Genomic DNA, 10,807 nt, shown 5'->3' with positions numbered 1-10,807 from the left:
GTGCCCGAAGGAGCCGGAGATCCGGCCCGCGCTCTGGGTCCAGAGCACCGCCTCGCGGTATTCCGCTCCGCCGGCCAGCAGCGCCGGCACCAGCCAGAGCCCGATCAGCAGGAGCCCGACCGCGAGCGAGTGGCCGAGCCCGCCCAGCATCGGCCCCGGCCGCGTCCCGGCCCAGAGAGGCATGGAGAGCGCCACCGGCAGCAGATGCACCAGGATCACCGGACCCTTGGCGAAGCCGCCCAGCGCCAGAGCAGCGCCGAAGCCGATCCAGCCGCGCCGCGACCCGCCCGAGACGACCAGCACCAGCACCCCGAGCAGCACCGCGAAGGCCAGCAGCCCGTCGAACATCGTCAGCCCGGCGTAGATCGCGAAGAAACCGAAGCCCGCCAGCACCAGCGCCGCCCGGCCGCCGATCCCCGGCTCGCCCGGCCAGAGCCGCCGCGCGAGGACCGCGGTGCCCGCGATGGTCGCCATGCCGAAGGCGGGCCCGACCAGCCGCGCGGCGGTCTCCGACACGCCGAAGGCCGCCCAGGTCAGGTCGATCAGCCAGAAGAGCAGCGGCGGCTTGTGGGAATAGATCGCGCCGTTGAGATGCGGCACCAGCCAGTCGCCGCCGAGATGCATCTCCCAGGCGACGGCGAGATAGCGCGTCTCGTCCACCGGCAGCAGCGGCCGCATCCAGATGCCGGCGAGGGAAACCAACCCGAAGGCGGCCATCGCGATGGCCGTGCCGGCCCGTTCGAGGATCATGCTGCCACCCCGGTCCCTCTGCGCGGCGGCCGCAAGCCGCCCGGTGCTGCATTGCGCAAAGCCCGGGCGAGGGCAAGCGCCGCGCTCAGCCGAATACGGCGCGGCGCAGCAGGTTCAGACCGGCGATGATCAGCACCGCCAGCGTAGCCTTGCGGAACTTCTCCTGGTCCAGCCGATCCTGCACCAGGTAGCCGGCGAACATCGCCGCCATGGTCGGCAGCACCAGCCAGGCCGATGCCGGCAGGGTCTGCGCGTTCAGCACCCCGGAGCGAAGATGCGCGCCGATCAGCACGATCGAGCCGAGCAGGAAGCTCAGGGACTGCGCCCGCACCATGGCGACCTTGGGCACCCCGGAGGCCAGCAGATACATCACCACCGGCGGCCCCCAGATGCCCGAGAGGCCGCCGAAGACCCCGCCGACCAGCGCCACGGCCGTCTCCACCCGGCCCCGGTTCCGCCCCGAGAAGCGCAGCCGCAGCCCCCCGAGCTGGCTCAGCCCGAAGGCGGTGATGAAGACCCCGAGCACCCCGAAGAGCCAGGCCTCCGGCAGCCGCACCACCAGCTGCGCCGAAATGCCGATCGTCACGACCAGAACCAGGTTCAGCCGCCAGAACTCCTTGAGACTGCCCCAGGCGGCCATGGCGCCGTTGCGCAGCGACTGGAAGGTGTTGGAGACCAGGGTCGGCACGATCAGCAGCGCGACCGCCACCTCGTAGGGCAGGAAGGATCCGTTGACGCTCAGGGCGACCATCGGCAGGGCGAAGCCGACGACCCCCTTGACGAAGCCCCCCGTCAGAAACCCCAGCACCGCCCCGAGCACGGCCAGCCAGCCGAATTCGGCCACGAAACCGCCAAGACCCGCCATGTTCCGCCTTTCCGCGCCGCCGGCCGCTCATGACAGGGCCGCCGCCCCTGTGCAAGCCGCCGGCGCGCCGGGCGATTGACCCCCGGCCGCAACGGCCCTAGCCTCTGAGCAGTCGCAACATTCGATTCCGCGCTGCACAAGCGGCAGCGTCGCCAGGGCGCGAGGCAGACCCATGATCCAGGCCGAACGAGCCGCCATTCCCGAGGGGCCCCTCCTCCCGGGGCTTCTCGACACGACGCGGCAGGCCTGCGGGCACGGCCGCGCCCTGCTCGACCTGGCGCGGTCGCGGCTCCGCGCCCGCCTCGGCGGTGGCGGTCGGGTATCCGGCGCGGCGCTCGAGGCGCATCAGAGCGCGGCCCATGCGCTGGCCTGGCTCGCCACCTGTGCCGAGGGTCTCGTCCAGCTCCAGGGCTGGGCCGAGCGGCTCGCGGCGGAGGACCGGTTCGGCGAGATGGAGCAGCTGATCCTGCAGATCGGCTTCGGGGAGTATCTCGCCCAGATCGCCGGCGGCATCCCCATGTCCCAGGGCGAGATCGCCCGCCCCGCCGACCTCGGCCTCGATGCGGAAGATCTCCTGCCGCCGCCGGCGGTTGCCGGGCTGATGCGCACCGGCAATTCCGACGCGGCCCGGGCGCGGCTCGTCGCGCTGATGGAGGCCCGGGAGGGGGCCGCCAGCTTCGGCGCCACCGGCCTCGGCGACGAGGACGAGATGGTCCGCGACATGTTCCGCCGCTTCGCCGAGGAGAAGGTCGTCCCCCACGCCCATGGCTGGCACCTGCGCGACGAGCTGATCCCGATCGAGATCGTCACCGAGATGGGCGAGCTCGGCGTCTTCGGCCTGACGATCCCCGAGGAATACGGCGGCGCGGGCATGTCGAAGACCGCCATGTGCGTCGTCTCCGAGGAACTCAGCCGCGGCTATATCGGCGTCGGCTCGCTCGGCACCCGCTCCGAGATCGCGGCCGAACTGATCCTCGGCGGCGGTACCGAGGCGCAGAAGGCGGAATGGCTGCCGAAGATCGCCTCGGCCGAGGTCCTGCCCACCGCCGTCTTCACCGAGCCCGACACCGGCTCCGACCTCGGATCCCTGCGCAGCCGCGCCGCCCGCGACGGCGAGGATTACGTCGTCACCGGCAACAAGACCTGGATCACGCACGCCGCCCGCGCCGACGTGATGACCATGCTGGTGCGCACCGACCCCGCGACCTCCGACCACACCGGCCTCTCGATGCTGATCGCGCCCAAGCCGCGCGGAACCGCGACCGACCCCTTCCCCGCCTCCGGCATGACCGGTGGCGAGATCGAGGTGCTCGGCTACCGCGGCATGAAGGAATACGAGCTCGGTTTCGACGGCTTCCGGGTGCCGGCCTCGGGACTGCTCGGCGGCATCGAGGGCCAGGGGTTCCGGCAGCTGATGCGCACCTTCGAGAGCGCGCGCATCCAGACCGCCGCCCGCGCCATCGGCGTGGCGCAATCGGCGCTGGAACTGGCGCTGGCCTATGCGCGCGACCGCAAGCAGTTCGGCAAGCCGCTGATCGCCTTCCCGCGGGTCCACGGCAAGCTCGCGATGATGGCGGTGGAGATCATGATCGCCCGCCAGCTGACCTATCACGCCGCGCGCGAGAAGGACGGGGGAAGGCGCTGCGACCTCGAGGCCGGCATGGCCAAGCTGCTGGCCGCGCGCGTCGCCTGGGCCGCCGCCGACAACGGGCTGCAGATCCACGGCGGCAACGGCTTCGCGCTGGAATATCCCATCAGCCGGGTGCTCTGCGACGCGCGGATCCTGTCGATCTTCGAGGGTGCCGCCGAGATCCAGGCCCAGGTGATCGCCCGCCGCCTGCTGGAATCGCCCGACGCCTGATCCCTCGGCGCCCCGACGCGGGATATGCTAGACTGGCGGCTTCCGACCGGAGGCCGACATGCTCTTCAGGCAGCTCTTCGACAGGACGTCCTGCACCTACACTTACCTGCTCGCCAGCCGGCACGGCGGCGAGGCGTTGCTGATCGACCCGGTCTTCGAGCAGACCGAGCGCTATCTCAAGCTGCTGGAGGAGCTCGACCTTCGGCTGGTCAAGGTGGTGGACACCCATATCCACGCCGACCATATCAGCGCCATGGGCCGCCTGCGCGACGCGACCCGCTGCACCACCGTCATGGGCGAGCAATCGCCTGCGGACGTGGTCTCGCTCCGGGTACGCGACAACGACGCCCTGACCATCGAGGGGCTGAGCCTCACCGCGCTCCACACCCCCGGCCATACCTCCGAGAGCTACAGCTTCCTGATGGAGGACAGGGTCTTCACCGGCGATACGCTCCTGATCCGCGGCACCGGCCGCACGGATTTCCAGAACGGCGACCCCTACGACCAGTACCATTCGCTCTTCGACCGGCTCTTGAAGCTGCCCGACCGGACGCTGGTCTACCCGGCCCATGACTACAAGGGCGACACGGTCTCGACCATCGAGGAGGAACGCGCCTTCAACCCCCGGCTCCAGGTGCGCTCGGCCGAGGAATATGCCGAGATCATGAACAACCTCAAGCTCGCCAACCCGGCGATGATGGACGTGGCGGTGCCGGAGAACCTCAGGCTCGGCCTGCGGCTCGCCGCCCAGCACCGGGTTCCCGCCATCGAGGTGGACGAATTGCTGGCCGCCTGGCCGGCCGGGGACATCCAGCTCGTCGATCTGCGCGAGGAGGGCGAGCGGCACCGCGACGGCGCGATCCCGGGCTCGATCCACGCGCCCTACGGGCGGTTCGACCAGTATTGCGGCAGCGCCGGACCGCTGGCCGGGATCGCCCGGTCGAGCCGGATCCTGCTCTATTGCGCCGTGGGCGAGCGCTCGACCCTGGCCGTGGAGATCGCCGGCGAGCTGGGCCTGCGCAACGTCGCCCATATCCCCGGCGGCTTCCGCGCCTGGCGCGCCGCCGGCGGCGCGGTCGAGCCGGTCGCCTGATCTGTGCCGCCCTTCCGCCCGACCGACGCCCGTGGCTCCTATACCGAGAGTCGACGGCGAGGGCCGTTGCTATCGCTCCTCCCCGGGCGGCCGTTCGACGCCGCGGGCGGAGAGGAAGTTGCCGAAGCTCTCGAGCGCCGGGATATGCTCGCAGAGCGTGCGGATCATCACCAGCAGCGGCGTGGCCAGCAGCATGCCGGTCACCGACCAGAGCCAGGCCCAGAGCGTCACCGAGACGAAGACCACCACGGTGTTGAGCTGCAGGCTGCGGCCCACGAACCAGGGGGTGATCAGCTGGCCTTCCACCGCGGTCAGGACGAAATAGGCGCCGCCCGCCATCAGCGCCTCGCCGGCACTGTCGAGGCTGATCATGCCCACGATCACCGCGATCAGCACCCCGATCATCGAGCCGAGGAAGGGGATGTAGTTCAGCAGGCTGCCGATGACCGCGAAGAGCAGCGGGTTGGGCATGCCGAGCGCCCACATCGCGCCGCCGATGGCGATGCCGAGCAGGACGTTGATCAGGGTGATGGTGAAGAGATAGCGCGAGAGCTTGCGCTCGATGTCGTGGGCGATGCGGATGGCGCGGCGCTTGTCGCCGAAGGTCGGCATCGCATAGACGAGCTTCTCGTAGAACATGTCGCCGGAGGCGAGCAGGAAGAAGAGCAGGATCAAGGTGAAGGCGATCTGCGCGAGGATGCCCGGCGCGAAGAGCGCGAGATCGGCGGCGAGGCCCGAGTTCTCTACCACCACCTTCTGCACCTCGGGATCGCTGGGCGTCTCCCCGGCCTTGGCGATCGAATCCACCTGCTCGGCCGCCTCGCGCATGCCTTCCGCCGCGCCGCGAAGCTCACGCATCCGCTCCTCGATCTGCCGGCCGATCTGCGGGGCCTGGTCGATCCATTCGCTCGCAGGGGCCGCCAGCGTGGCGATCCCGGCGACCAGCCCCGCGAGCAGCGCGCCGACGATCAGCAAGGCCGCCGGCCCCGATCCCAGGCCCGCGCGTTCCAGCATGCGGCGCAGCGGGCTGAACACCAGCGCCAGCAGCACCGCCAGCACCAGCGGCATCAGGAAGGCCCGCGCATAGGCCAGCGTGTGGATCAGCAGGATGAGGAAGATGCCGATGACCGCCCAGCGCGGCGCGGCACCGCCGGCCGGATGCGGCCGGTCCGGCGCCTCGCCGGACATCAGATCGCCTGTCTGCGGCTCTCGGAGAGATAGATCTCGCGGAGCCGGCGGGTGACGGGCCCGGGCGTTCCGGAACCGATCGCGGTTCCGTCGATCTCGACCACGGGCGTCACGAAGGAGGAGGCGGCGGTGACGAAGGCCTCCGCGGCCGCCTTGGCCTCGTCGAGGGAGAAGGCGCGCTCCTCCACGCGCATCTGCGCCTCGCGCGCATAGGCGAGCACGGCGGCACGGGTGATGCCGTGCAGGATCGCGTTCGAGAGGTCGCGGGTGACGAGCGCGCCGTCGCCCGTGACGATCCAGGCATTGTTCGAGGTGCCCTCGGTCACCAGGCCGTCCTCGATCATCCAGGCGTCGTCCTTGCCGGCACGCCGCGCCATCATCTTGCACATGGAGGGGGCGAGCAGCTGCACCGTCTTGATGTCGCGGCGGCCCCAGCGGAAGTCGGGCACGCCGATGACCCGGATCCCCTCGCGCCCCGCGAGCGAATCCTCGAGGCCGCGGGCCTGGGTGAACATCACCAGGCTCGGCTCGGGCTCGGCCGGCCAGGCGAAGTCGCGGTCGGCCGCGCCGCGGGTGATCTGGAGATAGACGAGGCCCTCCTCGAGCCCGTTCCGGGCCACCAGCGCGCGATGCAGCGCTTCGAGCTCCGCGTCGCCGAGCGGCGCCGGCATGTCGAGCTCGCCCAGCGAGCGGTGCATGCGGCGCAGATGCCCCGGGAAGTCGATGAGCCTGCCCTCGAGCACCGAGGTGACCTCATAGATGCCGTCGGCGAAGAGAAAGCCCCGGTCGAAGACGCTGATCCGCGCCTCTCCCTCCGGCACGAATTCGCCGTTCACATAGACGGTGCGGCCCATGCTGCCTCCCGGAACCCCCGGCCGCGCCCTTCGCGCGCCGCCGGCGATCCTGCGCCATGCGACGCGGCGCGTCCAGAGCCCCGCCGCGCCGGATCGCGGCGCGGGCGTCAGAGCTCGAAATCGACCGCGGGCATCGCGCACACCTCGGTGCGCCGCTTGAAGATCAGCCGCTGGCCGCGCCCTTCCGGGGCCGCGACCATGATCAGGCATTGGGCGAGCTGCTCCTCGCCCTCGAAGATCGCCGCATTGCCCCGCAGCGCCGCGGTCGGCGAGGCGTCGATCAGGCAGCTGTCGCGATCGAGATCGACGATCGGGAAGCGCCGCGCCCCGACCTCGAGCCAGAGCGCGGGACCGCTCCCGCGCGGCGGCGCGAATCGCTCACCCGTCGCCCCGGCAACCGAATATTCGTCCATCGACACCACTCATTCGCCGCGGCGAGAAATCGTCACGCCATTTCCACGGCTTAGCCCATAGCACGAATTGGAGGCTCCGCCTAAGGCGAAAATCCGCCCCCTTCTCGAAGGCACGATCAAGCCGCAATTGTCCTCGGATTGTCGGCGAGCAGAGCCACGTGCAGAGCGCCGTTCCGAACCGCGGCCGCTTGTCCCGATGTGCTGCCGCGGACCCTGGCGGCACTCTCTCAGCCGGCGTCGGCCCCGGGCCGCAAGACGTCGCCGGTGCGCGACAGCAGGACGGCGGCGGGCCGTGTCGCCTCGAACTCGGCGAGCACGATGATCAGGGCCGCGGTCATGGGGATGGCGAGGAACATCCCGGTTGCCCCCCAGAGCGCGCCCCAGGCGAAGAGCGCGAAGATGGTGACGAAGAGCGAGATGTTCAGAACCTCGCCGGACATCCGCGGCAGCAGCAGGTTGCCGATCACGACCTGGAACGCGCCGACGCCGAGGAGGACGACAAACGCCGGCTCAGGCGCCTGGAACTGAAGCAGCGCGATCAGCGTCGGCACGATCGTCCCCAGGATCGACCCGATGGTCGGGATGAAGTTGAGCAGGAAGATCACGACCGCCCAGAAGCCGGCGTTGTCGAGCCCCACCAGCCGCATCACGCCGTAGCTCGCCGTCGCCGTCATGAGGCTCGCGAGGCTCAGCACGAACATGTAGCGACGAATGCCGTCGCCGACGCGCTTCAGCAGCGCCCTGACGGCGGCGCGACGTGCGGGATGGCGCAGCACGATGTCGAGCTTGTCGCCGAAGAACGCCTGGTCCGCCAGAAGGAATGCGACATAGATCAGCACGATGCCGGAGGTGGAGACGAGTTCCGCCGCTCCCGCCGCGATCCGCACGAGCAGCGTCTCGAGGCCGAGCCTGCCCGAGATGGCATCAAGGACCGCCGCCTGCTCCGCCCCCGCGAGATCGGCGATCCACGCGACGAGCGGCTCGAACGCAACCCCGAAACCGCCCGCCCCCGCGCCGATCGACGCCCGCATGGCCACCGTGGCGTCGACGGCGAACCACGCCAGCATCAGCAGCAGCGCCAGCGGCAACGCGAAGGTGGCCCAGCGCGGGAGCCGGGCGCCGACACCCGGCAGGCCGCGGGTGGCGTCCGCCATCGCGTTGAGCACGAACCAGACGAAGACCGCCGTGGCCGCCGGCGCCAGCAGATCGCGGCCCAGACGAAGAATGAGCGCTGCAAAGAGCACGCTCCCGAGCATGAGGAACGCTCTCAGGAGCGGGCCACCGGAGCCCGCCGTCGTGACGCCTTCCGCGCCCGGGCTCTCGGCATCTCCGGTCATTCCGATGGGGCGCCCAGCGACATCAGGCCGCCGCAGGCGTCTCGCGTCGGACGGACCAGGCCATCCTCGCGATCGCCACGCCTTCGGCGATCCGCTGGATCCCGATGAAGATGCCGAACAGCAGCAGGCTCATGCCCGCACCCATCAGCCGCCAGACGGCGATCAGCGCGCCGAGGACGCCGCTGGCCAGCACCCGGCCCCAGGTCGCCGAGGGGCGCACGGTCTGAAGCATCGCGCCGCGCATCGCTGCGGCGGCAGCGTCGAGGGAAGCGGTATCGGTCACTGGTTTCTCCTCTTCACTCGACCATATCCCGGATCGCCGGTACCAGGCGCTTCCCCCAGGGAGGGCGACGACCTCCAGGACTTCGGTCGAACGCGCCGACGATGACCGGATCGGCCGGTCCGGTATTCCGCCCCCAAGCGGCCTGCCGGGATTGCCCCCGGTTTCACGGCCTCATCCCCGACCTTGTTATGGTCCAAGCGGAACTCGGGCAAGGCCTTCCCTTCGAGCCGCCACGACCACTGCCCGATCGACCCGGCCCGCCGACTTCGAACCCGCTCCGGCGCGGCGACCGGCCCCGCGCTCCCGCCGCGCGGGCCTTGGAGGCGTCCCGCAGCGGGACATGGCGTCGATTGTTGTTGCTGCTTGGTTTCTTGCTACAGCGCGATGAACGCTTCGGACAGGCGCGAGACGGGCCGTCTCACAAGTGCCGGTTCAGGTCGGTCGCCATCCGATCCGTTCAACCGGACCGACCGTTGGACTGCTCCCCACGCACGCGTCCAGCGCATCGGCAAGCGTCGCCCCGTTGCCGAGGCCCGGCGACCACCGGACGTCCGGCCCGCCGGTGAGGCTTCGGTTCTTCCTGATGACCGACGGCCGTTCCACGCGCAGCTCGGACCGCTTGTGGCAGCCCTCTCTGCGGGCTATCAGGACGCGATCGAACCGGGGGAGCAGGGTGATGGCCGATCTCGGCCCCATTGAATACATCGTTCTGGGATTCGACGGGACCCGCCTCGCCGGCGACACCGCACCGGCCCTCGTGGACCTGCTCGAGACCGGGATGATTCGGATCGTCGACCTCGCCGTCGTCTCCAGGGACCCGAATGGCGTGGTCTGCATCCGCGAGACGGAGGAGCTCGGCCCGGAAATGGCGGCGGCCTTTGCAAAGCTTCCGGGCTCGGTGCCCGGCCTGCTGTCGGAGGCCGACCTCGAGGAACTGGGGAATGAGCTCGCGCCTGACAGCACCGCGCTGGCCATGCTCGTCGAGCATCTCTGGGCCACCCGATTCGGCTCGGCCGTGCGCGCGGCCGGCGGCCGGCTGGTCCTCTCGGAGCGCATCCCCCACGCGGTTGTCGAGCAGGCGCGCGCCTCGCTCGCCTCGACCGCATCCAGCTGAGAAAGGGGAGACCATGTTTCGGTCCAGAAGCGGACGGCCCAGCCTGATCGGCCGCGCGGCCCAGACCGCCGCCCGCACCGCCGTGATATCGGCCACCGCCACGGCGGTCTCCGGCAAGGTCGCCGCCCGGCAGGCCACGGCCCCACAGCCGGCCGCGCCCATCGCCGCCGCGACCGCGGATCCCGGCGCGGCATCGGCGGCGCCGGCTGCGGGCGGCCTGTCCGACGGGGACATCGCCAGGCTGCAGAAACTTGCCGAGCTGCACGGCGCAGGCGTCCTGACCGCCGAGGAATTCGCCGAGCAGAAGGCACGCATCCTCGCATAGGGCCCGACCGCGGGACGGCCGGCCACCTCCTCCGGGACCCCGGCACGACGGACCGGCGCCATCCCGGATCCATTGCTCGCCGCGACAGGCTCGCCACGAGCGCCTGCTCCGAGCGCTGGTAGCGGGCGACGAGCTCGGTCGAGAAGCGGCCGTCGCGATCCTTCGGCACGCGCAGCTCCAGCTTGCCGACCCGGGTGACCAGCGTGCGCGGGTAGGAACCCGCCCGGTAGCCGCGCCGCCCCTCGCTCCGCTCGCCCTTCGCGGCGCCGATCGCATCGGTCATCTCCGCCTCCAGCGTCGCCTCGACCACCGCCCGCACCATCGCGCGCAGATAGTCCCCATCCCCTTCCAGCAACGCTTTCACGTCGATCACGCTGGTCGTACCCTGTTTCCCGGTCATGGCACTCGCCCCTCCTACGGGCCCGGTGACGTCAAACATCACCAGCGTGCCATGACCGCCGCGCCCCACTCAGCGCTTTTGCAGAAGACCCAGTACATCACCTGCCCCTCCCTCGCCCTGCGGCTTGCGCCTCCGGGCGACCGGACCGGGCGAGGCGCCACCGGCGCCTCGCCTTCTCGGCCCAGGGGCCTGCTCCGCGGGCCGCGCGGGGCGCGGCCGTCTCCCTGTCCGAAGGCCCGGCCTCGGCAGCCCACGAAGGCGTCCCCGCACACACTACACGACTCTCGGGTTTTTGGGCGCTCTTGAAGGAATTCGGTGCCACTC

The 10,807-nt window shown here is 70.7% G+C and carries 11 protein-coding genes and 1 pseudogene; 4 read left to right on the top strand and 8 right to left on the bottom strand.

The features are described from left to right. Positions 1 to 750, bottom strand: a 750-nt coding sequence (locus tag V7050_RS12930; RefSeq protein WP_324410628.1) for an ArnT family glycosyltransferase, incomplete at its 3' end; no start/stop codon positions are given. Between the two features lie 85 nt (positions 751 to 835). Then, on the bottom strand, positions 836 to 1,615 hold the full coding sequence (locus V7050_RS12925) for a sulfite exporter TauE/SafE family protein (protein ID WP_324368517.1): 780 nt from the start codon (positions 1,613 to 1,615) through the stop codon (positions 836 to 838). Positions 1,616 to 1,787: 172 nt separating this feature from the next. On the opposite strand from V7050_RS12925, the gene V7050_RS12920 reads away from it, so the two are divergent. Both V7050_RS12920 and V7050_RS12915 read left to right on the top strand, forming a co-directional pair. Next, positions 1,788 to 3,476, top strand: coding sequence for an acyl-CoA dehydrogenase family protein (locus V7050_RS12920; RefSeq protein WP_324368518.1), 1,689 nt, complete (start codon positions 1,788 to 1,790; stop codon positions 3,474 to 3,476). A gap of 58 nt (positions 3,477 to 3,534) precedes the next feature. Continuing rightward, the gene (locus V7050_RS12915) at positions 3,535 to 4,569 is read left to right on the top strand and encodes an MBL fold metallo-hydrolase (protein ID WP_324368520.1); all 1,035 of its coding nucleotides are present in this window, start codon (positions 3,535 to 3,537) and stop codon (positions 4,567 to 4,569) included. Positions 4,570 to 4,638: 69 nt separating this feature from the next. On the opposite strand, the gene V7050_RS12910 is transcribed toward V7050_RS12915, so the two are convergent. The 5 genes from V7050_RS12910 to V7050_RS12890 all read right to left on the bottom strand — a co-directional run bounded on the left by V7050_RS12910 (position 4,639) and on the right by V7050_RS12890 (position 8,644). Beyond that, entirely contained in the window at positions 4,639 to 5,757 is a 1,119-nt protein-coding gene (locus V7050_RS12910) for an AI-2E family transporter (protein ID WP_324368522.1), read from the bottom strand. Beyond that, positions 5,757 to 6,611 carry a D-amino-acid transaminase gene (locus tag V7050_RS12905; RefSeq protein ID WP_324368524.1) on the bottom strand — a complete coding sequence of 285 codons (855 nt, stop codon included), beginning with the start codon at positions 6,609 to 6,611 and terminating at the stop codon, positions 5,757 to 5,759. Before V7050_RS12905 ends, V7050_RS12910 begins: the two co-directional genes overlap by 1 nt. A gap of 107 nt (positions 6,612 to 6,718) precedes the next feature. Beyond that, positions 6,719 to 7,024, bottom strand: a complete 306-nt coding sequence (locus V7050_RS12900; RefSeq protein ID WP_324368526.1) for a hypothetical protein — start codon at positions 7,022 to 7,024, stop codon at positions 6,719 to 6,721. A 227-nt stretch (positions 7,025 to 7,251) separates the two neighbouring features. Beyond that, positions 7,252 to 8,361, bottom strand: a complete 1,110-nt coding sequence (locus tag V7050_RS12895; protein ID WP_324368528.1) for an AI-2E family transporter — start codon at positions 8,359 to 8,361, stop codon at positions 7,252 to 7,254. 22 nt (positions 8,362 to 8,383) lie between these two features. After that, positions 8,384 to 8,644, bottom strand: a complete 261-nt coding sequence (locus V7050_RS12890) for a hypothetical protein (protein WP_324368530.1) — start codon at positions 8,642 to 8,644, stop codon at positions 8,384 to 8,386. 676 nt (positions 8,645 to 9,320) lie between these two features. Here V7050_RS12890 and V7050_RS12885 point away from each other — a divergent pair. Beyond that, positions 9,321 to 9,758 (top strand): DUF6325 family protein, encoded by a 438-nt coding sequence (locus tag V7050_RS12885; RefSeq protein WP_324368532.1) that lies wholly within the window; start codon positions 9,321 to 9,323, stop codon positions 9,756 to 9,758. A gap of 13 nt (positions 9,759 to 9,771) precedes the next feature. After that, positions 9,772 to 10,083, top strand: coding sequence for an SHOCT domain-containing protein (locus V7050_RS12880; protein WP_324368534.1), 312 nt, complete (start codon positions 9,772 to 9,774; stop codon positions 10,081 to 10,083). Between the two features lie 82 nt (positions 10,084 to 10,165). Here V7050_RS12880 and V7050_RS12875 read toward each other — a convergent pair. Then, positions 10,166 to 10,483 (bottom strand): annotated as a pseudogene (locus V7050_RS12875) (transposase); the annotation flags it as partial. Between the last annotated feature and the right edge of the window lie 324 nt (positions 10,484 to 10,807).

The organism is Amaricoccus sp., assembly GCF_036846665.1.
GTDB lineage: Bacteria > Pseudomonadota > Alphaproteobacteria > Rhodobacterales > Rhodobacteraceae > Amaricoccus.
This window is presented reverse-complemented; position numbering and strand designations above follow the sequence as displayed.

Excerpts from the sequence above, each read along its gene's own strand:
- V7050_RS12925 (WP_324368517.1), bottom strand. The coding sequence starts at position 1,615 with ATGGCGGGTCTTGGCGGTTTCGTGGCCGAATTCGGCTGGCTGGCCGTG.
- V7050_RS12920 (WP_324368518.1), top strand. The coding sequence starts at position 1,788 with ATGATCCAGGCCGAACGAGCCGCCATTCCCGAGGGGCCCCTCCTCCCG.
- V7050_RS12915 (WP_324368520.1), top strand. The coding sequence starts at position 3,535 with ATGCTCTTCAGGCAGCTCTTCGACAGGACGTCCTGCACCTACACTTAC.
- V7050_RS12910 (WP_324368522.1), bottom strand. The coding sequence starts at position 5,757 with ATGTCCGGCGAGGCGCCGGACCGGCCGCATCCGGCCGGCGGTGCCGCG.
- V7050_RS12905 (WP_324368524.1), bottom strand. The coding sequence starts at position 6,611 with ATGGGCCGCACCGTCTATGTGAACGGCGAATTCGTGCCGGAGGGAGAG.
- V7050_RS12900 (WP_324368526.1), bottom strand. The coding sequence starts at position 7,024 with ATGGACGAATATTCGGTTGCCGGGGCGACGGGTGAGCGATTCGCGCCG.
- V7050_RS12895 (WP_324368528.1), bottom strand. The coding sequence starts at position 8,361 with ATGACCGGAGATGCCGAGAGCCCGGGCGCGGAAGGCGTCACGACGGCG.
- V7050_RS12885 (WP_324368532.1), top strand. The coding sequence starts at position 9,321 with ATGGCCGATCTCGGCCCCATTGAATACATCGTTCTGGGATTCGACGGG.
- V7050_RS12880 (WP_324368534.1), top strand. The coding sequence starts at position 9,772 with ATGTTTCGGTCCAGAAGCGGACGGCCCAGCCTGATCGGCCGCGCGGCC.